Annotated in this window: 23 protein-coding genes; 15 read left to right on the forward strand and 8 right to left on the reverse strand. The window is 73.3% G+C overall.

Going from position 1 to position 26,500, the window contains the following annotated elements; all coding sequences use genetic code 11:
• Positions 1 to 39 precede the first annotated feature (39 nt).
• From KZX60_RS07495 to secG, 11 genes are all read left to right on the forward strand, one after another.
• Entirely contained in the window at positions 40 to 723 is a 684-nt protein-coding gene (locus KZX60_RS07495) for a lysophospholipid acyltransferase family protein (RefSeq protein ID WP_248116992.1), read from the forward strand.
• Positions 716 to 2,680, forward strand: coding sequence for an excinuclease ABC subunit UvrC (gene uvrC / locus KZX60_RS07500; RefSeq protein WP_248116994.1), 1,965 nt, complete (start codon positions 716 to 718; stop codon positions 2,678 to 2,680). The genes KZX60_RS07495 and uvrC overlap by 8 nt, the downstream gene beginning before the upstream one ends.
• Complete coding sequence (rapZ, locus tag KZX60_RS07505) at positions 2,677 to 3,573, forward strand: RNase adapter RapZ (RefSeq protein WP_248116996.1); 897 nt, start codon at positions 2,677 to 2,679, stop codon at positions 3,571 to 3,573. The genes uvrC and rapZ overlap by 4 nt, the downstream gene beginning before the upstream one ends.
• A complete protein-coding gene (gene yvcK / locus KZX60_RS07510) occupies positions 3,570 to 4,616 on the forward strand; it encodes a uridine diphosphate-N-acetylglucosamine-binding protein YvcK (RefSeq protein WP_248116998.1) in 1,047 nt (348 codons plus the stop codon). The genes rapZ and yvcK overlap by 4 nt, the downstream gene beginning before the upstream one ends.
• 53 nt (positions 4,617 to 4,669) lie before the next feature.
• The gene (gene whiA, locus KZX60_RS07515; RefSeq protein WP_248117000.1) at positions 4,670 to 5,632 is read left to right on the forward strand and encodes a DNA-binding protein WhiA; all 963 of its coding nucleotides are present in this window, start codon (positions 4,670 to 4,672) and stop codon (positions 5,630 to 5,632) included.
• A 198-nt stretch (positions 5,633 to 5,830) separates the two neighbouring features.
• Positions 5,831 to 6,457 carry a superoxide dismutase gene (locus KZX60_RS07520; RefSeq protein ID WP_248117002.1) on the forward strand — a complete coding sequence of 209 codons (627 nt, stop codon included), beginning with the start codon at positions 5,831 to 5,833 and terminating at the stop codon, positions 6,455 to 6,457.
• A gap of 135 nt (positions 6,458 to 6,592) precedes the next feature.
• Positions 6,593 to 7,603: a type I glyceraldehyde-3-phosphate dehydrogenase gene (gap, locus tag KZX60_RS07525; RefSeq protein WP_248117004.1), complete on the forward strand. Its 1,011-nt coding sequence runs from the start codon at positions 6,593 to 6,595 to the stop codon at positions 7,601 to 7,603.
• Between the two features lie 167 nt (positions 7,604 to 7,770).
• Positions 7,771 to 8,766: an IS481 family transposase gene (locus KZX60_RS07530; protein ID WP_206450552.1), complete on the forward strand. Its 996-nt coding sequence runs from the start codon at positions 7,771 to 7,773 to the stop codon at positions 8,764 to 8,766.
• Between the two features lie 40 nt (positions 8,767 to 8,806).
• Positions 8,807 to 10,054: a phosphoglycerate kinase gene (locus KZX60_RS07535; RefSeq protein ID WP_248117006.1), complete on the forward strand. Its 1,248-nt coding sequence runs from the start codon at positions 8,807 to 8,809 to the stop codon at positions 10,052 to 10,054.
• Between the two features lie 2 nt (positions 10,055 to 10,056).
• A complete protein-coding gene (gene tpiA / locus KZX60_RS07540; RefSeq protein ID WP_248117008.1) occupies positions 10,057 to 10,845 on the forward strand; it encodes a triose-phosphate isomerase in 789 nt (262 codons plus the stop codon).
• A gap of 83 nt (positions 10,846 to 10,928) precedes the next feature.
• The gene (gene secG, locus KZX60_RS07545; protein WP_248117010.1) at positions 10,929 to 11,180 is read left to right on the forward strand and encodes a preprotein translocase subunit SecG; all 252 of its coding nucleotides are present in this window, start codon (positions 10,929 to 10,931) and stop codon (positions 11,178 to 11,180) included.
• A 138-nt stretch (positions 11,181 to 11,318) separates the two neighbouring features.
• Here the strand turns inward: secG and KZX60_RS07550 are convergent, their stop codons facing one another.
• Genes KZX60_RS07550 through tkt form a run of 5 tightly spaced genes read right to left on the reverse strand, consistent with a single transcriptional unit; the run spans position 11,319 to position 18,784 of the window.
• Positions 11,319 to 12,260 (reverse strand): glucose-6-phosphate dehydrogenase assembly protein OpcA, encoded by a 942-nt coding sequence (locus KZX60_RS07550; RefSeq protein ID WP_248117012.1) that lies wholly within the window; start codon positions 12,258 to 12,260, stop codon positions 11,319 to 11,321.
• Entirely contained in the window at positions 12,257 to 13,828 is a 1,572-nt protein-coding gene (gene zwf / locus KZX60_RS07555; protein WP_248117014.1) for a glucose-6-phosphate dehydrogenase, read from the reverse strand. The genes KZX60_RS07550 and zwf overlap by 4 nt, the downstream gene beginning before the upstream one ends.
• Positions 13,818 to 15,425 (reverse strand): glucose-6-phosphate isomerase, encoded by a 1,608-nt coding sequence (locus KZX60_RS07560; protein WP_248117016.1) that lies wholly within the window; start codon positions 15,423 to 15,425, stop codon positions 13,818 to 13,820. Before KZX60_RS07560 ends, zwf begins: the two co-directional genes overlap by 11 nt.
• A gap of 41 nt (positions 15,426 to 15,466) precedes the next feature.
• A complete protein-coding gene (gene tal / locus KZX60_RS07565; protein WP_248117018.1) occupies positions 15,467 to 16,582 on the reverse strand; it encodes a transaldolase in 1,116 nt (371 codons plus the stop codon).
• A 21-nt stretch (positions 16,583 to 16,603) separates the two neighbouring features.
• Positions 16,604 to 18,784 (reverse strand): transketolase, encoded by a 2,181-nt coding sequence (tkt, locus tag KZX60_RS07570; protein WP_248117021.1) that lies wholly within the window; start codon positions 18,782 to 18,784, stop codon positions 16,604 to 16,606.
• Positions 18,785 to 19,018: 234 nt separating this feature from the next.
• On the opposite strand from tkt, the gene KZX60_RS07575 reads away from it, so the two are divergent.
• A complete protein-coding gene (locus tag KZX60_RS07575; RefSeq protein ID WP_248117023.1) occupies positions 19,019 to 20,005 on the forward strand; it encodes a heme o synthase in 987 nt (328 codons plus the stop codon).
• An 84-nt stretch (positions 20,006 to 20,089) separates the two neighbouring features.
• Here the strand turns inward: KZX60_RS07575 and KZX60_RS07580 are convergent, their stop codons facing one another.
• The 3 genes from KZX60_RS07580 to KZX60_RS07590 all read right to left on the reverse strand — a co-directional run bounded on the left by KZX60_RS07580 (position 20,090) and on the right by KZX60_RS07590 (position 22,821).
• Positions 20,090 to 21,043, reverse strand: a complete 954-nt coding sequence (locus KZX60_RS07580; protein ID WP_248117025.1) for a COX15/CtaA family protein — start codon at positions 21,041 to 21,043, stop codon at positions 20,090 to 20,092.
• 63 nt (positions 21,044 to 21,106) lie between these two features.
• Complete coding sequence (locus tag KZX60_RS07585) at positions 21,107 to 21,859, reverse strand: ABC transporter permease (RefSeq protein ID WP_248117027.1); 753 nt, start codon at positions 21,857 to 21,859, stop codon at positions 21,107 to 21,109.
• Positions 21,856 to 22,821: an ABC transporter ATP-binding protein gene (locus KZX60_RS07590; protein WP_248117029.1), complete on the reverse strand. Its 966-nt coding sequence runs from the start codon at positions 22,819 to 22,821 to the stop codon at positions 21,856 to 21,858. Before KZX60_RS07590 ends, KZX60_RS07585 begins: the two co-directional genes overlap by 4 nt.
• 140 nt (positions 22,822 to 22,961) lie before the next feature.
• Here KZX60_RS07590 and KZX60_RS07595 point away from each other — a divergent pair, with 140 nt between their 5' ends.
• From KZX60_RS07595 to sufD, 3 genes are all read left to right on the forward strand, one after another.
• Positions 22,962 to 23,666, forward strand: a complete 705-nt coding sequence (locus tag KZX60_RS07595) for a helix-turn-helix domain-containing protein (protein WP_248117031.1) — start codon at positions 22,962 to 22,964, stop codon at positions 23,664 to 23,666.
• Positions 23,667 to 23,738: 72 nt separating this feature from the next.
• A complete protein-coding gene (sufB, locus tag KZX60_RS07600) occupies positions 23,739 to 25,211 on the forward strand; it encodes a Fe-S cluster assembly protein SufB (protein ID WP_248117034.1) in 1,473 nt (490 codons plus the stop codon).
• Entirely contained in the window at positions 25,212 to 26,453 is a 1,242-nt protein-coding gene (gene sufD, locus KZX60_RS07605) for a Fe-S cluster assembly protein SufD (protein WP_248117037.1), read from the forward strand.
• The last annotated feature ends 47 nt before the right edge of the window (positions 26,454 to 26,500 follow it).

A 26,500-nucleotide genomic window follows, 5' to 3' on the forward strand; every position in this document is an offset into this window, starting at 1 on the left:
GACCCGATTCCCGACCACACGCTGAAGGGCGGAGACACCATGGCCACCTCGGAGCCCATCCGCCGGTCCGCGGCGGCGTTCCTGCGTCTGTCGTGCCGGCCGGAGGTGACCGGCCTCGAGAACGTTCCCGCATCCGGGCCGTTCATCCTCGCCTCCAACCACCTCTCCTTCTTCGACTCCGTGATCCTCCAGGCGCTCGCCCCGCGCCCGGTCGCGTTCTTCGCCAAGGCGGAGTACTTCACGGGCGCCGGGCCCCGAGGCCGCGCCCAGAGGTGGTTCTTCGACGCCGTCGGATCGATCCCCGTGGAGCGCGGGGAGCAGGCGGCCTCCGTCGCGGCCCTGGACCAGCTGGTGGGCCTGATCGAGGCCGGCCAGGGCGTGGGCATCTACCCCGAGGGCACCCGCAGCCGCGACGGGCGCCTCTACCGCGGACGCACGGGCGCGGCATGGCTCGCGCTCACCACGGGCGCCCCCGTGGTCCCGGTCGGCCTGCGCGGCACCGAGGGCCTCCAGCCCCCCGGCACCAACGGGTTCCGCCCGCACCGCTTCACCCTCGCGGCAGGCGAGCCGCTCGACTTCGGGCACCCCGGCCGCCGGCACGCCCTGCCGCAGCGGCGCGAGGCCACCGAGGCGATCATGGCCGCGGTCGCCGCGCTCTCCGGCCAGGAGCGCGTGGACACGTACAACGCCGCGCCGTCGTCGGACCAGGGCGCCCGTGGCTGATCCGTCCACCTACCGCCCCGCGCCGGGCGAGATCTCCACGTCCCCGGGCGTGTACCGCTTCCGGGACGCGGACGGCCGCGTCGTCTACGTGGGCAAGGCGAAGAACCTCCGGTCGCGCCTGAGCTCCTACTTCCAGGACCCGGCCCGGCTGGCCACCAAGACCCGCACCATGGTCTTCACCGCGGCCGCCGTGGAGTGGACCGTGGTGGGCTCGGAGCTCGAGGCGCTGCAGCTCGAGTACACCTGGATCAAGCAGTACCGGCCCCGCTTCAACATCATGTACCGGGACGACAAGTCCTACCCCTACCTCGCCGTGACCATGAACGAGCAGTTCCCGCGCGTGCAGGTGATGCGTGGGGACAAGCGGCCCGGCGTGAAGTACTTCGGGCCCTTCCACCCCGCCAAGGCCATCCGCGAGACCGTGGACCTCATGCTGCGCGTCTTTCCCGTGCGCACGTGCTCCGCGGGGGTGTTCCGGCGCGCGCAGGCCCAGGACCGCCCTTGCCTGCTCGGCTACATCGGCAAGTGCTCCGCCCCGTGCGTGGGGCGGATCAGCCCGGCCGAGCACCGCGAGCTCGCGCAGGACTTCTGCGACTTCATGGCCGGGGACGCGACCCGCTTCATCCGCGAGCTCGAGGCGGCCATGGGGGACGCCGTCGCGGACCTGCGCTACGAGGACGCCGCCCGCCTGCGCGACGACGTCGCCGCCCTGCGCCGCGTGTTCGAGCGCAACGCCGTGGTGCTCCCGGAGAACACCGAGGCGGACATCTTCGCCCTCCACTCGGACGAGCTGGAGACCGCCGTGCAGGTGTTCCACATCCGCCAGGGCCGCATCCGCGGCCAGCGGGGCTGGGTCATGGACCGCGTGGAGGACGTGGGGGAGGACGTCATGGTGGAGGAGCTGCTCAAGCAGGTCTACGGCGACGCCGCGGACACCGAGCGGATCCCCGCCGAGGTCCTCGTGCCCGTGATGCCGAGCGAGGCGGAGCAGCTGACCGAGTGGCTCTCCGGGCTGCGCGGGGCCCGGGTCTCCATCCGCGTCCCGCAGCGCGGCGCCAAGCAGGACCTCCTGGGCACGGTGCGCCAGAATGCGGAGATGGCCCTCGGTCTCCATAAGTCGCGCCGCACGGGGGACCTCACCGCGCGCTCGGCCGCCCTGACCGAGCTGCAGGAGGCCCTGGAGATCGCCGAACCCCTGCTGCGCATCGAGTGCTACGACATCTCGCACTCGCAGGGCACCGACGTGGTCGGCTCGATGGTGGTCATGGAGGACGGCCTGGCCAAGAAGAAGGACTACCGCCGCTTCAACGTCACCGGTGAGGCAGCGCGGGACGACACCGCGTCCCTGCGGGACGTGCTGCGCCGCCGGTTCTCCCGGCTCGCCGCCGAACGCCGCGAGGGCGTGCCCCTGACGGGGCAGATCGCCGAGGACGGCGAGACCGGGTCGGAGGAGCGCCGGTTCGCGTACCCGCCCTCGCTCGTCGTCGTCGACGGCGGCGCGCCCCAGGTGGCGGCCGCGGCCGAGGTGCTCGCCGAGCTCGGCCTCGAGGACCTCCCTGTGGTCGGCCTCGCCAAACGGCTCGAGGAGGTGTGGCTGCCCGGGGACGAGTTCCCCCTGGTCCTGCCGCGCAGCTCCGAGGGGCTGTTCCTGCTGCAGCGCATCCGCGACGAGTCCCACCGGTTCGCCATCGCCGGCCACCGCTCCCGGCGGACGAAGGGCATGACCGCCTCCGTCCTGGACGAGGTGCCCGGCCTGGGCCCCGCCAAGCGCCAGGCGCTGCTCACCCACTTCGGCTCGACGGAGCGCATGCGGGCGGCCGGCATCGAGGGGCTCACGGAGGTGGCCGGCATCGGACCCCGCCTCGCCGAGGCCGTGCACACGGCGCTGACGGCGTCGGCACCGGCGCCCGCAGACCCCTCTGTCGCGTCCGCCCCGGCGGATACAGTGACCCCATGACCGCTCCGAGTCTGCAGCCCGAGAAGCCCCCGTCCCCCGAGGTCGTCGTCATCACGGGCATGGCCGGCGCCGGCCGCACGACCGCGGCCCACGCCCTCGAGGACCACGGCTGGTACGTGGTCGAGAACATGCCCCCGCAGCTCTTCGTCACCCTCGCGGACCTCGTGGCCCGCTCTCCCGAGGCGTTCGCGCGCGTGGCCATCGTGGTGGACATGCGCTCCCGCACGTACGTGGAGGCGCTGTGGACCGCGCTCCAGCAACTCGAGAACAACGGCGTGGAGTTCCGCATGGTCTACCTCGAGGCGGAGGACGAGGTGCTCGTGCGCCGCTTCGAGGCGGGCCGCCGCCCTCATCCGCTGCAGGGCAACGCCCGGCTCCTCGACGGGATCCAGGCGGAGCGGGAGGTCCTCGCGGACCTGCGCGCCCGCGCCGACGTCGTGGTGGACACCTCGAACCTGAACGTGCACGGGCTGGCCACGGAGATCACCCAGCTCTTCTCCGAGTCCGGCACCATCACCCTACGCCTGAACATCATGAGCTTCGGGTTCAAGTACGGACTCCCCGCGGACGCCAACTTCGTGGCGGACATGCGCTTCATCCCCAACCCGCACTGGGTGCCCGAGCTGCGCCCGTTCACGGGCCGCGAGGAGCAGGTCTCGGACTACGTGCTGCAGCAGCCGGGCGTGCAGGAGTTCCTCTCCGCGTACACGGCGGCCCTCGTCCCCGCCTTCGAGGGGTACCGCCGCGAGAACAAGCACTATGCGACCCTCGCTGTCGGGTGCACCGGCGGCAAGCACCGCTCGGTGGCGGTCGTGGAGGAGCTGGCCCGCCGGCTGGCCCAGCGCCCGCACGTGAGCGTGCACGTGCAGCACCGGGACGTGGGCCGCGAATGACGTCCCCCCTCACGGGCCAGCTGCCCCTGCCCCCCGGATCCGACGGCCGCGGGGGAGTGCGCACCCCGGGCGCCGCCCGCCCCGGCGTGCGGGTCACCGCCCTCGGTGGCGGCCACGGCCTCTACGCCTCCCTCTCCGCGCTGCGGCTCGTGGCCGGCCACCTCACGGCCGTCGTCACGGTGGCCGACGACGGCGGCTCCTCCGGCACGATCCGCAAGGAGATGGCGGTCCTGCCGCCCGGGGACCTCCGCATGGCGCTGGCCGCCCTGTGCGACGACACGGACTGGGGCCGCACGTGGGCGCAGGTGATGCAGCACCGCTTCCGCTCCACCGAGGTGCCCGCCCATGAGGCGACGCTGGACAACCACGCGCTCGGCAACCTGTTGATCGTCGCGCTCTGGGAGCTGCTCGGCGACCCCGTGGACGGGCTGCGCTGGGCCGGCGCGCTCCTGCGCGCCCACGGGGAGGTCCTGCCGATCTCCCGCACGCCCCTGACGATCGAGGGCGACGTGCTCAGCTCCGACGCCGAGGGCCGGCTGCGCACGCGCCGTGTCGAGGGGCAGGTGGCGCTGGCTCGGGCCGCGCTCGAGGGGCGCGTCACGGGCGTGCGCCTCAACCCTGCGGACGCCGTGCCCGCCCCCGAGGCGCTGTCCGCCATCGAGCTGGCCGACTGGGTCGTCATCGGCCCCGGATCCCTCTACACGTCCGTCCTGCCGCACCTGCTCATGGCGGACGTGCGGGCGGCCCTGAGCGCCACGCCCGCGCGTCGCCTGTACCTCATGAACCTGCACACCGGGACGCAGGAGACCACGGGCCTCACGCACGCCGACCACCTCGCCGTGCTGCACTCCCACGCCCCCGACCTGCGGCTCGACGTCGTGATCGCGGACGCGGACGCGGTCCAGGACCGTGCCGAGGTCGTGCGGGCCGCCCGCCGCATGGGCGCGCGCGTCGTCTTCAGTAGAGTGGGCAGTGCCCTCGACCCGCAGGTCCACGACCCGCTGCGCCTGGCCGTGGCGATCGACGAGGCCATGACCGACTGATCGCGTCGGCGACGGCCGCCCATCCGGGCGCAGACCCCAGAAGGAGGCCGAGCGTGGCCCTGACCATGACCCTGAAGGAAGAGCTGGCGCGCGTGCCGGTGGGCTCGACGTCCGAGCGGCGGGCGGAGACCGCCGCCATGCTCCGGTTCGCCGGGGGGCTGCACCTCGTCTCCGGCCGCGTGGTCATCGAGGCCGAGCTGGACCACGGGGCGAGCGCCCGCCGCCTCCGGGCCGCGATCACGGAGCTGTACGGCCACACGACCGAGATCGTGGTGGTCTCGGGCGGGAACCTGCGCCGGGGCCAGCGCTACGTCATCCGCGTGGTGCGGGGCGGCGGGGACCTCGCGCGGCAGTCCGGGCTGCTGGACCTTCGCGGCCGCCCCGTGCGGGGCCTGCCGGCGGTGCTCGTGAACGGCACCCGCGGGGACACCGCCGCCGTGTGGCGCGGCGCCCTGCTCGCCCACGGCTCGCTCACGGAGCCCGGCCGCTCCGCCGCCCTCGAGGTCACCACGCCCGGCCCGGAGGCAGCCCTCGCCCTCGTCGGCGCCGCGCGGCGCCTCGGCGTCGGCGCCAAGGCCCGCGAGGTCCGCCAGGCGGACCGCGTCGTCGTGCGGGACGGCGAGGGGATCGCGACCCTCCTGACGGCGGTGGGCGCGGAGCAGACCGCCACGCTGTGGCAGGAGCGGCGCGAGCGCAAGGAGGTCCGGGCCACGGCCAACCGGCTCGCCAACTTCGACGACGCCAACCTGCGCCGCTCGGCCCAGGCCGCCGTCGCCGCCGGGGCCCGCGTGGAGCGCGCCCTCGAGATCCTCGGCGCAGACGTGCCGGACCACCTGCTCGAGGCCGGACGCCTCCGGATCGCCCACAAGGAGGCCTCCCTCGACGAGCTCGGCCGCCTCGCGGACCCGCCCATGACGAAGGACGCGATCGCCGGTCGCATCCGCCGCCTCCTGGCGATGGCCGACAAGCGGGCCGCGGAGCAGGGACTGCCGGGGGCCTCCCCCACCGGATCCTGAACCCCGGATCCAGCGCACCGATCCCGCGCTCCGGATCCCGAGCGCCGGATCCCGAGTGCCGGGGCGGTGGGCCATGGCGCCGCAGGGCCCCGCGCGACCAGAATGGTGGTGTACGGAATACGCCGCCGAGAGGCGGAGTTCGCACCAGGTGACGGCCACGGGCGCCCCGCCCGCGGTCCCGCCGACGAAGGAGGAAGCATGACGGAGTACGTTCTGCCGGAGCTGGACTACGACTACGCCGCCCTGGAGCCGCACATCTCTGCGCGCATCATGGAGCTGCACCACTCGAAGCACCACGCCACCTACGTGAAGGGCGCCAACACGGCGCTCGAGAAGCTCGCCGCCGCCCGCGACGCCGAGGACTTCTCCGCCGTCAACCAGCTCTCCAAGGACCTGGCGTTCAACCTCGGCGGCCACACGAACCACTCGATCTTCTGGAAGAACCTCTCCCCGGAGGGCGGCGACAAGCCCACGGGCGAGCTCGCCGCCGCGATCGACGATCACTTCGGCTCGTTCGAGAAGTTCCAGGCGCACTTCACCGCCGCCGCCCTCGGCATCCAGGGCTCCGGCTGGGCCGTGCTGGCCTACGAGCCCATCGGCGGCAACCTGGTCATCGAGCAGTTCAACGACCAGCAGAACGGCGTCCCCGTGGCGACCATCCCGCTGTTCCAGCTGGACATGTGGGAGCACGCCTTCTACCTGGACTACCAGAACGTGAAGGCCGACTACGTGAAGGCGGTCTGGAACATCGTGAACTGGGCCGACGTCCAGGACCGCTTCGAGGCGGCCCGCTCCGGCGCCCGCGGCCTCGTCCTCCCGGCCTGACCCGCCCGACCCCGCAGCGCGCAGGGCGGCGCGCATCCTCCTCCACGGAGGCGTGAGCGCCGCCCTTCGGCGTGTGCGGACGCAGGAACCCGAAGATCCCGAACCCCCAGAGCCAGATCGACAAGAGGGAACCCCATGACCAAGATCGCCATCAACGGATACGGCCGCATCGGACGCAACGCTGTCCGCGTGCTCCTCGAACAGGGCCACGACGACCTCGAGCTGGTCGCGGTGAACGACCTCGCGAGCACGGAGGACCTCTTCTGGCTCACCAAGTACGACACCATCCTCGGCCGATTCCCGGGCGAGCTGGAGCTCACCGACAAGGGCTTCCGCATCAACGGCAAGGAGGTGGCCTTCTTCTCCGAGAAGGACCCCTCCGCGCTGCCGTGGGGCGAGCTCGGCGTGGACGTCGTGGTGGAGTGCACGGGCATCTTCACCACGGGCCCGAAGGCCAAGGCCCACCTGGACGCGGGCGCCAAGAAGGTCCTGCTCTCCGCACCCGGCAAGGAGGTCGACGGCACCTTCGTGATGGGCGTCAACGAGGAGGACTACGACTCGGCGTCCATGGACATCGTCTCCAACGCGTCCTGCACCACCAACTGCCTGGCCCCCATGGTCAAGGTGCTCAACGACGAGTTCGGCATCGTCGACGGCATCATGACCACGATCCACGCGTACACGGGCGACCAGAACCTGCACGACAACGTGCACAAGAAGGACCGCCGCCGTGCCCGCGCCGCCGCGCAGAACATGGTCCCCACCTCGACCGGCGCCGCCAAGGCGATCGGCGAGGTCATCCCGGAGCTCAAGGGCAAGCTGGACGGATTCGCGATGCGCGTGCCGACCATCACCGGCTCCGCCACCGACCTCACCGTCGAGCTGACCCGCCACGTGGAGGTCGAGGAGGTCAACGAGGCCTTCCGCAGGGCGGCCGAGTCCGAGCGCCTCAAGGGCCGCCTCGTGTACTCCGAGGACCCGATCGTCTCCTCGGACATCGTGACCTCCCCGGCCGCGTGCACCTTCGACGCTCCCCTGACGAAGTCCATCGGCCAGACCGTGAAGATCATCGGCTGGTACGACAACGAGTACGGCTACACGTGCCAGCTCATGGACATGGCGTCCCACATGGGCCGCCAGCTCTGACCTGCTGAGCACCCCCGACGGCCCGGCCCGGTGGCATACCACCGGGCCGGGCCGTCTGCCTAGATGTGATGTCCAGGGACGTTGTTACGTGAACAGCTGACAAGCGAAGGCCTCCTGTTGCGAGAGTGGAGTTGTCGAGAAACCGCTCACGCGAACAGAAGGCCTTCATGTCCCACGCTAACGCCGCCCTGACCCCTCGCGCCCGCCTACGCCTGGCCAAGCTCATCGTCGAGGAGCACTGGCCGGTCGCCACCGCGGCCAAGATGTTCATGGTCTCCCCACCCACCGCACGCAAATGGGCCACACGCTTCCGGGCGGAGGGACCTGCAGGGATGGCAGACCGGTCCAGCCGGCCGTCCACGATGCCGACCAGAACACCGCCGGCGGTGGTGAAACAGATCGTGGCCGCCCGATGGCGCCGACGCCTGGGGCCGGCACAGATCGCTGGAGAACTCGGGATGCCGGCCTCCACCGTCCATGCCGTGCTCGTGCGCTGCCGGATCAACCGCCTCGCCCGTCTGGACCGGGTCACCGGCGAGCCGATCCGCCGCTACGAGCACCCCCACCCCGGGTCGCTGATCCACGTCGACGTCACCAAGTTCGGGCGCATCCCCGACGGGGGCGGACACCGATTCGTCGGGCGCCAGCAGGGCATGAAGCACCGCGCGGCGACCTCGGACCGCGAAGGAACCCGTGATGCCCGATACCAGCCCCGGCTCGGGGTGGGCTTTCTGCACACCGTGATCGATGATCACTCCCGCTTCGCCTATGTCGAGATGCACTCCGATGAGCGCAGCCAGACGGCCATCGAGGTGTTGCGCCGCGCGGTCGCCCACTTCGCGCGCCTGGGCGTGGAGGTGGAGCGGGTGCTCTCGGACAACGGCTCGGCCTACCGCTCGCATGCCTGGCGTGATGCCTGCACCGAGCTCGGGATCAAGCCCAAGCGGACTCGGCCCTACCGGCCGCAGACGAACGGGAAGATTGAGCGGTTCCATCGCACGCTCGCTGACGGGTGGGCCTACGCCCGGTTCTACAGCTCAGAGACGGAGCGCAGGGCCGCGTTGCCTGGATGGCTGCACTTCTACAATCATCATCGCGTCCACTCCGCGATCGGCGCCGCGCCTGCCACCAGGCTCAATAACCTCCCTGGACATCACACCTAGACTGACCACGTACGCGCACGACGCACCCCAGGAGGCCCGCATGACCGCCCAGACCCTGACCGACCTGCTCGAGGCCGGCGTCGCCGGACGCACCGTGCTCATCCGCTCGGACCTCAACGTCCCGCTGGACGGACAGACCGTCACCGACGACGGCCGCATCCGCGCCTCCCTCCCGGCCGTCAAGGCCCTCGCCGACGCCGGCGCCCGAGTCGTCGTGATGGCGCACCTCGGCCGCCCCCAGGGGGAGCCGGACCCGAAGTACTCCCTGAAGCCCGTCGCCGCCCGCATGGGCGAGCTGCTCGGCGCCCCCGTCGCGCTGGCCGAGGACGTCACCGGCCCCTCCGCGCGTGAGAAGGCCGCGGGCCTGGAGGACGGCCAGGTCCTCCTGCTCGAGAACGTCCGCTTCGACGCCCGGGAGACCTCCAAGGACGACGCCGAGCGCGCCGAGCTGGCCTCCGAGATGGCGGCCCTCGCGGGCGAGGACGGCGCGTACGTGGGCGACGCCTTCGGCGCGGTGCACCGCAAGCACGCCTCCGTCTTCGACATCGCCTCCCAGCTGCCCGCCCACCAGGGCCCGCTCGTGGCCGCGGAGCTCGAGGTCCTGACGCGCCTCACCGCCGACCCGGAGCGCCCCTACGTCGTGGCGCTCGGCGGCTCCAAGGTCTCGGACAAGCTCGCCGTGATCGAGAACCTGCTGGACACCGCGGACGTCCTGCTCATCGGCGGCGGCATGCTCTTCACCTTCCTCAGGGCCCAGGGCCACGAGGTCGGCGCCTCCCTCCTCGAGGAGGACCAGCTGGAGACCGTCCGCGGATACCTCGAGCGCTCGGGCAAGGACGCCGCCGAGATCGTCCTGCCCACCGACATCGTCATGGCCTCCGGCTTCGCGGCCGACGCCGAGCACGAGGTGCTGCCCGCCGACGCCCTCACCACGGGGGCGCATGGCGCCTCCGCTCTGGGGCTGGACATCGGCCCCGCCACCGCGGAGGCGTTCGCGGAGCAGGTCCGCGAGGCGAAGACCGTGTTCTGGAACGGCCCCATGGGCGTGTTCGAGTTCCCCGCCTTCGCCGAGGGCACCCGCGCCGTGGCGCAGGCGCTCACGGACGTGACGCGCGACGGCGGCCTCTCCGTGGTGGGCGGCGGCGACTCCGCCGCGGCCGTGCGTTCCCTCGGCTTCGAGGACGAGGCCTTCGGCCACATCTCCACCGGAGGCGGCGCCTCCCTCGAGTACCTCGAGGGCAAGGAGCTGCCCGGCGTCGGCGCCCTGCAGGGCGGGACGGAGGCCTGAGCATGGCCCCGGCGCGCACCCCGCTGATCGCGGGCAACTGGAAGATGAACATGGACCACCGCGAGGCGGTCACCCTGGTGCAGCGTCTCGCCTGGCTGCTGCAGGACGCCGGCCACGAGCAGGAGCACGTGGAGGCCGCGGTGTTCCCGCCCTTCACCGACCTGCGCGCGGTGCAGACCCTCGTCACGGGGGACCGCATCGAGCTCGCCTACGGCGCGCAGGACCTCTCCCCGGAGGACTCCGGCGCGTACACCGGCGACGTCTCGGGCGCGTTTCTGAACTCGCTCGGCTGCGCCTACGCGATCGTCGGGCACTCCGAGCGCCGCACGATCCACGGCGAGGACGACGCCCTCGTGGCGCGCAAGGCCGCCGCCGCGCTGCGCCACGGGCTCGCCCCCGTGGTCTGCGTGGGCGAGGGCCTCGAGGTCCGGCAGGCCGGCCGTCACGTCGAGCACACCGTGGAGCAGCTGCGCGGCTCCCTCGCGGGGCTCACCGCCGAGGACGCCGCGCGCGTCGTCGTCGCCTATGAGCCCGTGTGGGCCATCGGCACCGGCGAGGTCGCGAGCGCCGGGGACGCCCAGGAGATGTGCGCGGCGCTGCGCGCGGAGGTCGCCCGCATCCACGGCGACGACGTCGCCGCCGGGATGCGCCTGCTCTACGGCGGCTCGGTGAAGTCCTCGAGCGCCCCCGAGCTGCTCGCCCAGCCGGACGTGGACGGCGCCCTCGTGGGCGGCGCCAGCCTCGACGCGGACGAGTTTGCTAGGATCGTCCGGTTCGACGCGGCCGCCTGAGCGGGCGCGCGGACGAGATGACCTTCGGAGCCGGTCCCGGTGCGTGACGCCCGGGGCCGGGCCGTGACCCTAAGGAGCGGACCGTGGACGTCCTGACCCCCATCCTGCAGATCCTCGTCGTGGTGCTCAGCGTGGTGATCGTCCTCCTGGTGCTCCTGCACAAGGGGCGCGGCGGAGGCGTGTCGGACATGTTCGGCGGCGGCGTGACCACGTCGATGAGCTCCTCGGGCTCCGCGCAGCGCCTCCTGACCCGCGTGACGGTGGCATCCGTGGTCCTGTGGGGCGCGTCGATCATCGCCATCGGTCTCATCGGCCGCCTCAGCATCGACTCCTGAACCCCGGCCCTGCTGGCGGGCCATGCCGGCCACGCCCCGCCGTGACGCCCGCCGAGACGAGGACCCCGCGATCCGCCATGGATCGCGGGGTCCTGTCGCGTCGGGAGCCTCGCGTGTCCGGGGCCGCCGAGCTCCCCGTCAGCGCTCGCTCGCCTGCACCGCGGAGAGGTCGGCGAGGGGCAGGCCCTCGTGGAGCACGGCGCCGAACACCTCGTCCGGGTCCAGGCGGCGCAGCTCCTCGGCCAGGCAGTCCTGGTCGGAGCGGCGGGGCAGCGCGATGCGCTGCACGGGGCGGCCCTGCTGGTAGAGCCGGGCCACCTGGGACTGCGAGCGTGAGAGGACGACGTCGCCCTCGGGGCGGCGCAGCCGCACGGACCGGATCCCGCGCCCGACCTTGGAGTGCGCGATGGTCACGGGGATCCGCAGGCCCAGCGTGAGCCACGAGGCCAGCAGGAGCGTGCTGGGGGAGTCCGGGGCGCCGTCCACGCTCACGGAGGTCAGGCTCCGCGCGTCGAGGTTGTCCAGGATCCCGGCCACCTGGATGCGCCACAGCGTCAGGCGGGTCCAGGCCAGGTCCGTGTCCCCGTCGCGGTGGCCGGCGCGCAGGCCCCACAGCGCGGACTCGGCGTGGGCGGAGGCGCCCGAGTCGGTGATGCGCCGGTGGGCCAGGCGGCCCAGGGGCGTGGCGGAGGGCACCGCGGGCGGCAGGCCCGGCCACCACGCCACGATCGGGGCGTCGGGGAGCAGGAGCGCCCCCACGAGGGACTCGTCGGCCTGCGCGTTGTCCCCGGTGCACCACAGGATCACGACGTCGGACGCGCCGGCGTCGCCGCCCACGCGGATCTCCGCGTCGAGGCGGGTGGGCGCAGCGGGGTCGCCGAGCGCGAGCACGATGATCCGGCAGGGATGCTCCAGCGAGGCCGCGTTGGCGGCCTCGAGGGCGGACTCGATGCCGGCGTCGTCGGTGCTGATCACGAGCGTGAGCACGCGGCCGAGGGCCACGACTCCGCCCTTCTCCCGCAGGCGGGTGAGGCGCTTGGCCACGTGGGAGGTGGTGGTGTCCTGCATGCTGATCTTCACGGCCGCCTCCATGCTCGTCCGTCGCGGGCCATGAGGGCGTCCGCCGAGGGCGGACCCCACGTCCCGGGCGCGTAGGGCTCGGGCTGCGCGTCGAGGGAGGCCCAGTGCTCCTCGAACGGGTCCACGATGCGCCAGGACTGCTCCACCTCCGCCTGCCGCGGGAACAGCGGAGGCTCGCCCAGCAGGACGTCCAGGATGAGGCGCTCGTAGGCCTCGGGGGAGTCCTCGGTGAACGCGTGGCCGTAGCCGAAGTCCATGGTCACGTCGCGGACCTCGGACTGGGTGCCGGGCACCTTGGAGCCGAAGCGGATGGTCACGCCCTCGTCCGGCTGCACGCGGATGACGATCACGTTCTGCCCGTACTCGTCCCCGGCGTGCACCGGGAACAGCAGGTGCGGGGGCTTCTTGAACACGACGGCGATCTCCGTGACCCGCCGGCCGAGGCGCTTGCCCGCCCGCAGGTAGAACGGCACGCCCTGCCAGCGGCGCGTGTGGATGCCCACCTTGAGGGCCGCAAAGGTCTCCGTGGTCGAGGCCGGGTTGAACCCCTCCTCGTCGAGGAAGCCCGTGACCTTCTCCCCGCCCTGCCAGCCGCTCGTGTACTGGCCGCGGGCGGAGGCCGCCTCGAGCCCGGCGGGCGTGTCCGGCACCTGCACGGCGGCGAGGACCTTCTCCTTCTCCGCGCGCAGGTGGTCGGCGTCGAAGGAGATGGGCTCCTCCATCGCGGTGAAGGCGAGCAGCTGGAGCAGGTGGTTCTGGATGACGTCGCGGGCCGCGCCCACGCCGTCGTAGTAGCCCGCGCGGCCTCCGATGCCGATGTCCTCGGCCATGGTGATCTGCACGTGGTCCACGTGGTCTGCGTTCCACAGCGGCTCGAAGATCCGGTTGGCGAACCGGAAGGCCAGGATGTTCTGGACCGTCTCCTTGCCGAGGTAGTGGTCGATCCGGAACACGGCGTCGGAGGGGAAGACGCGCTCGATCACGGCGTTGAGCTCCTGTGCGCTGGCCAGGTCATGGCCGAACGGCTTCTCGATCACCACACGCCGCCACGGGCCGTCGGCCGGCTGGGAGCGGTCCGCGAGGCCCTGGTCCGCGAGGTGGCGGGAGACGGCCTCGAACCAGTCCGGCGGGATCGAGAGGTAGAACACCGCGTTGCCGGCGGTCCCGCGGGTGGTCTCGAGCTCCGCGAGGATGTCCCGCAGGCGTGCGTAGGCCTCGGCGTCGTCGAACGCGCCCGAGACGAACCGCAGCCCCCCGCGGAACTGGTCCCACACCGTCTCGTCGAACGGGGTGCGGGAGGCCGCCTCGACGGAGGTCCGCACGTAGTCCGCGAACTCGTCGTCGGACCAGTCACGGCGTCCGAACCCCACGAGGGAGAACGAGGGCGGCAGGAGGCCGCGGTGGGCGAGGTCGTACATGGCCGGCAGCAGCTTCTTTCGCGCGAGGTCACCCGTCACCCCGAACAGCACGAGCGAGGACGGCCCGGCGATGCGGGTCAGGCGGCGGTCGCGCGGGTCGCGCAGGGGGTTGGACGGGCGGCCGGCGCGCACGGGGAGCTCAGCGGCCACGGGCGGCGTCCCGCAGGGCGGCGATCCCGGCGGCGCGCCGGGGCAGGTGCACCGTGATCACGGGGCGCCCGAGCGCGCGCAGCACGTCGGCGTCGCCGGAGGCCTGCGCGGCGATCAGGCGGCCGAGGGAGAACGGGCGGTCCGGGACCTCCACGTCCGTCCCGGCCGCGCCGGTGACCTGCAGGAACACTCCCGTGGCGGGGCCGCCCTTGTGGTACTGGCCGGTGGAGTGCAGGAACCGCGGGCCCCAGCCGAAGGTCACCGGACGCCCGGCGAGCGCGGCGAGCTCCGAGCGGATCCCGGCGAGCTCGGCGTCCGCGTGGCGCGAGAGGTAGGCCTGCACGGCCAGGTAGCCGCCCGGCGGGATGAGCCCGACGACGGCGCCCAGGGCCGAGCGCAGGTCCGCGGACTCCGTGACGGCGGCGGGGCCCGAGACCTCGACGCCCTGGAGCACGGCACCGGACTCCGCGGGGCCGGCCGGTGCGTCGAGCAGCGCGCGGGCGGCGGCCTTGGCGGCCTCCACGTCCGGCTGGTCGAACGGGTTGATCCCCAGCAGGCGGCCGGCCACGGCGGTGGCCACCTCCCAGGTGAGCATCTGGGCGCCGAGGGAGCCCGAGACGCGCAGGCCGTGGGCCGGGGCGTCGTCCTCGGGGACGTCGGCGCCGACGATCTGGACCTGGAGGAGGTCACCCGCGGCGGAGACGGTCTCCGGGTCGCCGGGGGCCACGACGACGGGCAGCAGGCCCGTCCCGTCCTTGCCCGTGGACTCGGCGAGGAGCTGCTCGGCCCAGTCCCCGAAGCCGGGGAGGCCGGAGCCGCGGTCGGAGATCACCAGCTTGTCGCGCAGCGGGCTCGTGCCGCCGATCGCGGCGCCGAGCCGCAGCCCGGGGTTCTCGACGTCGTCCGCGGTGAGCAGGCCTGCGACGGACTCCGCCTCGTCGAGGAGGGCGGCGACGTCCGCGCCGGCCAGGCCCGCGGGCACGAGGCCGAACGCGGTGAGGGCGGAATAGCGCCCGCCCACGGTCGGGTCGGCCGTGAAAACGGCGCGGTAGTGGGCGGCCTCGGCAGCCTCGTGCAGGGGCGAGCCCGGATCCGTCACCACCACGATCCGCTCGGCGGGGTCGACGCCGGCCTCGCGCAGCGCGCGCTCCACGATGCGCCGCTGGGAGTCGGTCTCGACGGTGGAGCCCGACTTGGAGGAGACCACGAGCACGGTCCGGTCCAGGTCACGGCCGATCACGTCGGCCACCTCGAGGGGGTCGGTGGAGTCCAGCACCTCGAGGGGGACGCCGGCGGCGGCCGCGATGACCTCGGGGGCGAGGGAGGAGCCGCCCATGCCGGCGAGGACCACGCGGGTCAGGCCCGCGCGGCGCAGCTCGGCGGCCAGGGCCTCGACGTCCGCCACCACGGCCCGCGCGTCGGCGAACGGCGAGATCCAGCCCAGGCGGCGCGCGGCCTCGTCCCGGGCCTGCTCGCCCCACAGGGTGGCGTCCTGGGCGCCGAGGCGGGAGGCGACGCGGTCCTCCAGGAGGGCGGGCAGGTGGCGGTCGATCGCCTCGAGGGCGGATCCGGTGGCGGTCAGGCCGAGCGTGCTCATGGTGGTCCTTCCGGGTGCGGTGGAGGTCGGTCGGGCTGTGCTCAGCGGTGGGCGTCGAGGCCGGCGCGCACGGAGTCGAGCAGCTCGGCCCACGCGGACTCGAACTTCTGCAGGCCCTCGGCCTCCAGCTGCTCGACGACCTCGGTGTAGGAGACGCCCGCGGCGCCGATCGCGTCGAGGTCGGCCTCGGCCTGGGCGTCGGCGCGGGTGACGGTGTCACCCGTGACCTCGCCGTGGTCCGCGAAGGCCTCGAGGGTCTTCTCCGGCATGGTATTCACGGTGCGGGGGGCCACGAGGCCGGCGACGTACAGGGTGTCCGGCAGGGCGGGGTCCTTCACTCCGGTGGACGCCCACAGGGGGCGCTGCACGGGGGCGCCGGCGGCCTCGAGGAGACGCCACCGCTCCGTGTCGAGGGCCTGCGTGAAGGCCCGGTACGCGAGGCGCGCGTTGGCGAGGCCGGCCCTGCCGGTCAGGCCGCCGGCGTCGCCACGGCCGCCCGCGCGCAGGCGCGCGTCCACCTCGGTGTCCACGCGGGAGACGAAGAAGGAGGCCACGGAGTGGATGCGGGAGAGGTCGTGGCCGTTCTCCCGGGCCTGCTCGAGGCCCGACTGCCACGCGTTGAGCACCTCGCGGTAGCGGGGCAGGGAGAAGATGAGCGTCACGTTCACGCTGATGCCCTCGGCGAGCACCGCGGAGATGGCCGGCAGGCCCTCCACCGTGGCGGGGATCTTCACCATGAGGTTCGGGCGGTCCACGACGGCGGCCAGCTCGCGGGCCTGCGCGATCGTCCCGTCGGTGTCCCGCGCGAGGCGGGGGTCCACCTCGATGGACACGAAGCCGTCCGCTCCACCCGTCGCCTCCTGCACGGGCGCAAGGACGTCTGCGGCGCGGCGCACGTCCGTCGTCGTCAGCGCCGTGACGGCGTCGTCGACGGTGGCACCGGCCGCGGCGAGCTCGGCCAGCTGCGCCTCGTAGGCGTCCGCGTCCTTCAGGGCAAGGGCGAAGATGGAGGGGTTCGTCGTCACGCCGGTCACGGAGCGGGTCGCGATCAGCTCCTCGAGCGTGCCCGAGTCCAGGCGCGTGCGGGAGAGGTCGTCCAGCCACAGGGACACGCCGGCCTCGGCGAGGGCGGCGGTGCGGGGGTTCTTCTCGGTCATGGGAGGCGCCCTTCGTCCAGTTCAGAGCAGGCCGCGGGCCGTGGCCGCGACGTTCTCGGGGGTGAAGCCGTACTCGGCGAGGAGGAGGGGCCCGTCGGCCGACTCGCCGTAGTGCTCGAGGCTCACGCGGGCCCCGCGGGATCCGGCGGTGACGGTGTGCTCGAACCACGGCTGGGCGATCCCGGCCTCCACGGAGACGCGGACGGGGGCATCCGGGCCGTCGGGGAGGACCTCGGCCCGGTAGGCCTCGTCCTGCTCCGCGAACCACTCGAGGCACGGGGCGGAGACCACGCGGGTGGGCACGCCGTCGGCCTGCAGCAGGCCCCGCGCGCCCAGCGCCACCGACACCTCGGAGCCGGTGGCGATCAGCAGGACGCGCGGCGCGGCGGGGGAGCCGTCCGGGCCGGCCGCCTCCGCGAGCACATAGGCCCCTCGGGCGGTGCCGGAGGCCGCGGCGAGCGCGCCCTCCCCACGGTCGAGCACGGGGACGTTCTGCCGGGTGAGCACGAGGCCCGCGGGGTGCGTGCGGCGCTCGAGCACGGTGCGCCACGCCCACGCGGTCTCGTTCGCGTCGGCGGGGCGCACGACGTCGAGGCCCGGGATCGCGCGCAGTGCGGCGAGGTGCTCCACGGGCTGGTGGGTCGGCCCGTCCTCGCCGAGGCCGACCGAGTCGTGCGTCCACACGTAGATGCTCGGCACGCCCATGAGGGCCGCAAGGCGGACGGCGGCGCGCTGGTAGTCGGCGAACTGGAGAAAGGTGCCGGCGTACGCACGGGTCAGCCCGCCGATCGTGATGCCGTTGACGATCGCGCCCGCCGCGAACTCACGGATGCCGAAGTGCAGGGTGCGGCCGTACGGGTCGCCCTGCCACGTGCTCGTGGAGCGGCGTGCGGGGACGAAGGAGTGCTCGCCCTTCATGGTGGTGTTGTTCGAGCCGGCGAGGTCGGCGGAGCCGCCCCACAGCTCGGGCATCACGGGGGCGAGGGCGGTCAGGACCTCGCCGGAGGCGGCGCGCGTGGCGATGCCCTTCGCATCGGCGTCCCAGGTGGGGAACGCCTCAGCGAAGCCCTCGGGCAGATCGCCGGCGGTCAGCCGGTCGAAGAGGCGGGCGCGCTCCGGGTTCGCCTCCCGCCACGCGGCGAGGGCCTCCTCCCACTGCGCGCGGTAGGCCTTCGAGCGCTCGCCCACGGCGCGGGCGTGCTCCAGGAGGCCCGGCTCCACCGCGAAGTGCTCCTCGACGTCGAAGCCGAGGTGCGCCTTGAGCTCGCGGACCTCGTCCTCGCCGAGCTTCGCGCCGTGGATGCCGCCGGTGTTCTGCTTCGTGGGGGAGGGCCAGCCGATCACGGTGCGCAGCTTGATCAGGGAGGGGCGCCCGGTCTCGGCCTTCGCCGCGGCGAGGGCCTCGTAGAGCCGCTCGACGTCCTCCGTGTACTCGGAGACGTCGTGCCCCTGGGCGCCGTTGGTCCAGTCGACCTCCTGCACGTGCCAGCCGTAGGCCTCGTAGCGGGCGGCGACGTCCTCGGTGAAGGCGATGTCGGTGTCGTCCTCGATGGAGATGCGGTTCGCGTCGTAGACGACCACGAGGTTCCCGAGCTCCTGATGGCCGGCGAGCGAGCACGCCTCGGCGGTCACGCCCTCCTGGACGTCGCCGTCCGAGGCGATCACGAAGACGTGGTGGTCGAAGGGCGAGGTCCCGGGGGCGGCGTCGGGGTCCAGCAGGCCGCGCACCCGCCGCTGGTCGTACGCGAAGCCGACCGCGGAGGCCAGGCCCTGGCCGAGCGGGCCCGTCGTCATCTCCACGCCGGGCGTGTGGCGGTACTCCGGGTGGCCGGGGGTCAGGGATCCGCGGGTGCGCAGGGCCTCGAGGTCCTCGACCTCGAGGCCGTACCCGGCGGCGAAGAGCTGCAGGTAGAGGACGAGGGAGGCGTGGCCCGCCGAGAGGATGAACCGGTCTCGGCCGGCCCAGCGGTCGTCGGCCGGATCCAGGTGCATGACGTTCTGGAAGAGCTGCCACGCCACCGGCGCGAGCGAGATCGCGGTGCCGGGGTGGCCGTGGCCCGCACGCTCCACCGCGTCCACGGCGAGGACCTTGAGCGTGTCCACCATGCGGCGGTCGGCGTCGTCGTACACGAACTCCCGCGCGGGCGGCACGCGGTCCAGAGCGGGGATGGGCCCGGCGGCGGGGGACGGGGCGTCGGTCACGGGACTGCTCCTGGCATGTGGGGGACATCGGGGCGCGCCGTCGGGATCGCTCCCGACGGGCGGCGTCCCCGCCAGCCTAGCCCGCGGACCCCCGGCCGGTCCCGGAGTGACGCCCGCCTCCCCGGGCGCGCCGCGGGGCCCGCGGGTAGGATGGAGCAGGGCCCCGTGCAGGGCGTGGAGGTTTCCCCGCGCCCCGCCCCCGGCCTGACCCCGTCCCCTCACCGTGAGAAGCAGATGTCATCCTCCGTGGAGTCGCACTCCCCAGCACCCGCCGCCGACGTCCGGTCGGCCCCCGCGCCCGAGCGGCCGCCGGTCCCCCTGGGCCGGAAGCTGCGCGCCTACCTGGAGCTCACCAAGCCCCAGGTGATCGAGCTCCTGCTGGTGACCACGCTGCCCACCATGATCTTCGCGCAGCGCGGATTCCCGGACCTCACCACCATGATCGCCACCCTCGTGGGCGGTGCCATGGCGGCCGGCGCCTCCGGCGCGTTCAACTGCTACATCGACCGGGACATCGACCGGATCATGAAGCGCACCGAGCGCCGGCCCCTCGTCACGGGCGAGCTCACCCCGCGGGAGGCCCTGGTGTTCTCGTGGACCCTCGCTGTCCTCTCCGTGCTGGTCCTCGGCTTCGGCGCCAACTGGCTGGCGGCGGGCCTGGGCGTGGCCGCCATCTTCTTCTACGTGGTGGTCTACACGCTGATCCTCAAGCGCCGCACGGAGCAGAACATCGTGTGGGGCGGGATCGCCGGCTGCTTCCCCGTGCTGATCGGCTGGGCCGCGGTCCGCGGCACGGTCGAGTGGCCCGCCCTCGTGCTCTTCACCGTGATCTTCCTGTGGACCCCGCCGCACTACTGGCCCCTGTCCATGAAGTACAAGCGGGACTACCAGGAGGCGGACGTCCCCATGCTCGGGGCCGTCGCCTCGGCGCGTCTCGTGTCCAACCAGGTGGTGCTCTACGCGTGGGCCACCGTGGTGTGCTCGCTGCTGCTGGTGCCCATGGGCTGGGCCGGCATCGTGTACACGGCCGTGGCGCTCGGCGTCGGCGGCTGGTTCGTGTGGGAGGCCCACGTCCTCCAGCGCCGCGCGCAGCGCGAGGACTTCGACGACCGCAAGGCCATGAAGGTCTTCCACCTCTCCATCACGTACCTGACGCTGCTGTTCGTGGCTCTGGCCATCGACCCGTTCGTGGGCGAGCCGCTCATGCGCTTCGGCGCCTGAACCGGCCCTCGGCCCCGTCACGACGACGGCCCCGCATCCTCCGGCCGGAGGATGCGGGGCCGTTCTGCGTCGCCGGTGCGGGTCTCAGTGCCCCGGCGTGACGTGTCCGCTGGTCTGGCGCTGCCACGCCAGGGTGCCGGCGACGACGGCGACCGTGGCACCGGCCAGGTGGGCCGCCACGACCCCGATGGGCAGCCCCGCGACGTGCTGCCAGTAGCCGAGGATCCCCTGGAGGACGACGGCCGCCAGCAGGAACCAGGCCGAGGACCGCTGGCCCGCGCCGGAGCCGAGCGTGCGGTGGATGAGCACCAGCAGCACCACCGTCGCGATGACCGTGAGGTAGACCGGCACGACGTGCAGGCGGGTGATCATGACGGCGTCGAAGCCGTGCCGGGCCGCCGCCGGGTCGCCGGAGTGCGGACCGGTGCCGGTCACGAGGGTGCCCAGGACGAGGGCGGCCCAGAGGGCGGCGTACGCGACCCGGGCGGCCAGGCGCGTGCCGGGGGTGGTGACGCCGTCCACGAGGGGTGCGCCCGCGCCGTGGCGGTGCGCCTCCCGCACCCGCAGCCACAGCATGGCCGCGAGGGCGATGAGCACCCCGGAGATGACGAAGTGGACGCCCACGATCCGGGGGTCCAGGTGCATCCACACGGTGATGCCCCCGATGACGGCCTGGAGCGCGATGCCCGCCAGGAGCAGGCACGCGAGCAGGAACGACGTGCGGTGCGTGCGGCGGAGGGGCCACAGCTGCACGATCATGAGCAGGGCGATGACCCCCAGGACGCCCGTGAGGGTCCGGTTGCCGAACTCGATGATGCCGTGGATGCCCATCTCCGGCGTGGTGGTGAGGGATTCGGGCGTGCACGTCGGCCACGTGGGGCAGCCCAGTCCGGAGCCGGTGAGCCGGACGGCCCCGCCCGTCACCACGATGACCATCTGGGAGATGAGGGAGGCGAGGGCGAGGGCCACGGTGGTGGCGGTGATGCGGGAGGGATCCGCCGCGCCGGCGGCGCGGTGGGAGGAGGATGAAGCGGTCACGAGAACCGGTCCTTTGCGGGGTCGAGGGTGGGTCGGGGGAGCAGGGAGGGCGGTGCCGGGCCGTCAGGGGCGCCAGCGGAACCAGCGCAGGGCGGCCAGCACGGCCGCCGCGGTCCACGCCACGAGGACGACGAGGGGCAGCGGCTCCGACGCGCCGTCGAGCAGGGCGCCGCGCAGGGCCGCGCCGAGGGCGCCCGAGGGCAGGAGCTCAAGCCAGCCCCACAGCGCGGGGAACACGGTGCCGCCGACCGCGCCGAACAGCACCCACAGCAGGTTGGCGGCGGCGAGGGTCGCCTCGGGGCGCGCCGTGCCCGCCAGGAGCAGGCCGAGGGCGGTGAACGCCGCCGCGCCCAGCACGAGGGCGACGGCGGCGGGCAGGATCCCCGCCGGGTCCGGCCGCCAGCCCAGCGCGAGGCCGACGCCGCCGATCACCGCGGTCTGGACCACGAGCAGGACGGCGACGGACGCGGCCTTGCCGGCGACCAGCCCGAGCGTGCCGAGCGGCGTCGTGGCGAGCGCGGCGAGCACGTCGTAGCGGCGCTCGAAGCCCGTGGAGATCGCGGTCGCCGTGAAGGCCGAGCTGATGACGGCCAGCGCGAGGACGCCGGGGACGGCCACGTCCAGGCCGGAGCGGGAGGGCGCGTCCAGCAGACCGGTGGCGTGCACGCCGATCAGCGCGAGCAGCGGCAGGATCAGGGTGACCATCAGCTGCTCGCCGTTGCGCAGGGCCGTGCCGGTCTCGTAGGCGGCCTGGCGCGCCACGCGGGAGCCCAGGGGGGCGGCTCCGGCGTGGGGGGCGGCGGTGGGGGTGCTCATGCGGCGCTCTCCTGGAGGATGTGCTCGAGGCGCAGGCTCGCCCGGTCCCAGCGCGTGGGCAGCAGGCCGTGGGCCCGCCACGTGCCGGCGAGGGCCTCGAGGTCGGCGGGGGTGCGCACGCCCGTGACCCGGACGCTGGGGGAGTCGGGCAGCGGGCGGGCGGTGAAGGGGGCGCGCAGGGCCGCGGACCACGCGCGCACGTCGGCGGGCCGCGCCTGCGCGAACTCCACGTCCACGACGTCGCCGGCCTCCACGCGGGTCAGCTCGGCGAGGGAGCCGGCGCGCACCACGCGTCCGGCCCGGAGGATCGCCACGTCGTCGGCGAGGCGCTCGGCGTCGTCGAGCAGGTGGGTGGTCAGCAGCACCGCGGCGCCGCGCGCGGTCTGCTCGCGGATGACCTCGTGGACGACGGGGCGCGTCTCCGGGTCCAGCCCGGCCGTCGGCTCGTCCAGGAAGAGCATGTCCGGGCGGCCGACGAGGGCCGCGGCGAGCGCGACGCGCTGGCGCTGGCCGCCGGAGAGGCGGCGCAGGGAGCGGCCGGCGACCTTCGCGATCAGCAGGCGCTCGAGCAGCTCCTCCGGGTCCTCGGGGCAGCGGTAGAGCGAGGCCACGTGCGTGACGAACCGGCGCGCCGTCACCGAGGGCGGCAGCCCGCCCTCCTGCCACATGACGCCGATGCGGGCGCGCAGGTCCGCGGATGCGCGCCAGGGGTCGCGCCCGAAGACGCGGACCGTGCCGGCGTCCGGACGGTCCGTGCCGTGGCACAGGCCCAGCGTCGTGGACTTGCCCGCGCCGTTGGGGCCGAGCAGGACGGTCACGGCCCCGGCGCGGGCGGTGAGGTCCACCCCGCGCAGCACGGGCGTGCGGGCGCGCCCGCGGCCCAGGCTCCGGTGGGCGTCCCGCAGGCTCAGCGCCGGCACGGGTGCGTCGGTGTGGGCGTCGTCGGGGGAGGTGGGGGGCACCGGTCCAGTCTAGTCGGGCGGGCCGGCGGTGCCCGGTGCCGCGGGCGGGGCGTCCCGGGTGACGCGGGACACCGGTGCCGAGAGCGGACGAAGGGCCCCCTCACTTGAACGGTTCCAGATCATTACGTCATCATGGACTGGTGTATTCCGAACGGCCCGTCCCCGCGCATGACGCCGCGCCCGCCCCGGCACCCGCCGAGGGCACGCGCGAGCGCGTCCTGCAGCTGGTCCTCACTCGCGGGCCGGTGAGCGCGGCCGAGATCGGCCGGGAGCTGGAGCTCACCGCCGCGGCCGTGCGCCGCCACCTCGACGCCCTCGAGGAGGAGTCCCTCGTGGCCGTGAAGCTCGTCAGCGCCGCCCGCGGAGCGGGCCGCCCCTCCCGCCGGTACGTGGTGACGCAGCACGCCCAGCGCCGTCTCGGCGACGACCACCTCTCGGTCGCCGTCGACGCGATCGACCGCCTCGCGGAGCTCGGCGGCGAGGGCGAGGTCCGCCGCCTCGCGCGCGGGGCCTTCCGCGACGTCGAGCGGATGTTCGACGCCGCCGTCGCCGGCGTGGACCTGCCGCTGGAGGAGCGGACCGCCGTGCTCGCCAGGGTGCTCGACGCCGCCGGATTCGCCGGCACGCTGCGCCACGTGGGCGAGGGGCTGGCCCCCACCCTGCGGGCCGACCAGGTGTGCCAGGGCCACTGCCCCCTGCAGGGCCTGCCGGCCCGCTACCCGGAGTTCTGCGAGGAGGAGGCCGCCCTGTTCGCGCGCCTGCTCGGCGTCGACGTGCGCCGGCTCTCCACCCTCGCCACCGGCGGGCACGTGTGCACCACGCACGTGCCCCTGGGCCGCACGTGAGGCCGCCCGCCGGCCCCGAGAAGACCACCCGTCCGTCCGACCACCCCGAACACCGCAACGAGAGAGGCTGAGATGACAGACCAGATCGTCCAGCGGGAGACCACGGAGACCGCCGATCCCGGCGTGATCGCCGAGATCCTCGAGAAGAACCCCGAGTTGAACGCCATCGGCGCCTACCAGTACGGCTGGGCCGACTCCGACGCGGCCGGCGAGAAGGCCGTGCGCGGCCTGAACGAGGACGTCGTGCGCGACATCTCCGCCAAGAAGTCCGAGCCGCAGTGGATGCTCGACCTGCGCCTCAAGGGCCTGAAGTACTTCGAGCGCAAGCCGATGCCCGCGTGGGGCCCGGACCTCACCGGCATCGACTTCGACAACATCAAGTACTTCGTGCGCTCCACCGAGGGCCAGGCGAAGTCCTGGGAGGACCTGCCCGAGGACATCCGCAACACGTACGAGCGCCTCGGCATCCCCGAGGCGGAGCGCGACCGCCTCGTGGCGGGCGTCGCCGCCCAGTACGAGTCCGAGGTCGTCTACCACCAGATCCGCGAGGACCTCGAGGCCCAGGGCGTGCTGTTCCTCGACACCGACACGGCCCTCAAGGAGCACCCGGAGGTGTTCGAGGAGTACTTCGGCACCGTGATCCCGGTGGGCGACAACAAGTTCGCCTCCCTGAACACGTCCGTGTGGTCCGGCGGCTCCTTCGTGTACGTGCCCAAGGGCGTGCACGTGGACATCCCGCTGCAGGCCTACTTCCGCATCAACACGGAGAACATGGGCCAGTTCGAGCGCACGCTGATCATCGCGGACGAGGACTCCTACGTGCACTACATCGAGGGCTGCACCGCCCCGATGTACAAGTCGGACTCCCTGCACTCCGCCGTGGTGGAGATCGTGGTGAAGAAGAACGCCCGCGTGCGCTACACCACCATCCAGAACTGGTCCACCAACGTGTACAACCTGGTGACCAAGCGTGCCGTGGTCGAGGCCGGCGGCACGATGGAGTGGGTCGACGGCAACATCGGCTCGAAGGTCACCATGAAGTACCCCGCGGTGTACCTCACGGGCGAGCACGCCACCGGCGAGACGCTCTCCGTGGCCTTCGCCGGCGCCGACCAGCACCAGGACACGGGCTCGAAGATGGTGCACATGGCCCCCAACACCTCCAGCTCGATCGTCTCGAAGTCGATCGCCCGCAACGGCGGCCGGGCCGCCTACCGCGGGCTCGTGCAGGTGGACGAGGGCGCCAAGGGCGCCGCGAACTCGGTGGTGTGCGACGCGCTGCTCGTGGACACGGTCTCCCGCTCGGACACCTACCCGTACATCGACATCCGCGAGGACGACGTGACCCTCGGCCACGAGGCCACGGTGTCCCGCGTCTCGGAGGAGCAGCTCTTCTACCTCCAGAGCCGCGGCCTCTCCGAGAGCGAGGCCATGGCGATGATCGTGCGCGGCTTCATCGAGCCGATCGCGCGCGAGCTGCCGATGGAGTACGCCCTCGAGCTGAACAAGCTGATCGAACTGCAGATGGAAGGGTCGGTGGGCTGAGTGGCCGAGACCATGGATGTGACCGAGCGCAATCTCATTCCGGGCATGGGGGAGGAGGGCGAGAAGCTCGCCGTCACCCAGGAGGCCCCGAAGGCCGCGGCGCAGCCGCGCCGCACCGGCGGCTCCCGCGCGGACCGCGTGAGCTCGTACGAGCTCGCCGACTTCCCGGTGCTCACCGGGCGCGAGGAGGACTGGCGGTTCACCCCGCTCAAGCGCCTGGGCGGGCTGCACCTGCCCGGCGGCGACGACGCGCGGCTCACCGGCGCGGCACCGACCGTGACCGTGTCCGAGCACGAGGGCGTCTCCATGGAGACCGTCTCGCGCGAGGACGCACGCGTCGGCTCCGTGCTGACGCCGGACGACCGCGTCTCCGCCGCGGCGTGGGCCTCGACCTCCGAGGCCGTCGTCGTGATGGTCGCGGCGGGAGCCGAGGTCGCCGAGCCGATCCGGATCGAGGTGACCGGCGCAGGCCCCCAGGCCGCCGCCGCGCACCTGACGGTGATCGTCGAGGAGAACGCCCAGGCCGACGTCGTGATCCGCCACCGCGGCTCCGCCGTGCTGGCCCAGAACGTCGAGTTCGACGTCCGCCGGGACGCCCGCCTCAACGCAGTCTCCCTGCAGGCGTGGGACGAGGGCGCCGTGCACGTGTCGGCGCAGCAGGCCTCCGTGGCCACGGGCGCGCACCTCACGCACGTGACCGTCTCCCACGGCGGCTCGCTGGTGCGCCTCACCCCGACCGCGCGCTTCTCCGCCGAGCGCGGCGAGGCCCGCCTCTACGGCCTCTACTTCGCCGACGCCGGCCAGCACCTCGAGAGCCGCCTGTTCGTGGACCACAACCAGCCGAACTGTGTCTCGGACGTGCTCTACAAGGGCGCGCTGCAGGGCGCCGACGCGCGCACCGTGTGGGTGGGCGACGTGCTGATCCGCAAGGAGGCCGAGGGCACGGACACGTACGAGAAGAACCAGAACCTGCTGCTCACCGACGGCGCCCGCGCCGACTCGGTGCCGAACCTCGAGATCGAGACCGGCGTCATCGAGGGGGCGGGCCATGCGTCCGCCACCGGACGGTTCGACGAGACCCAGCTGTTCTACCTCATGGCCCGCGGCATCCCGGAGTCGGAGGCGCGCCGCCTGATCGTGCGCGGCTTCCTCAACGAGATCATCCAGAAGATCGGCATCGCCGACGTCGAGGACGAGCTCACCACCGTCATGGAGGACGAGCTGCGCATCGCCGCGCTCTGAGCCCACCTCCCGCTCACCCCACCTTTTTCTTCCAAGGAGAACCGCAC

Origin of the sequence: Micrococcus sp. EYE_212 (assembly GCF_023147585.1) — a bacterium.
Classification (GTDB): domain Bacteria; phylum Actinomycetota; class Actinomycetes; order Actinomycetales; family Micrococcaceae; genus Micrococcus.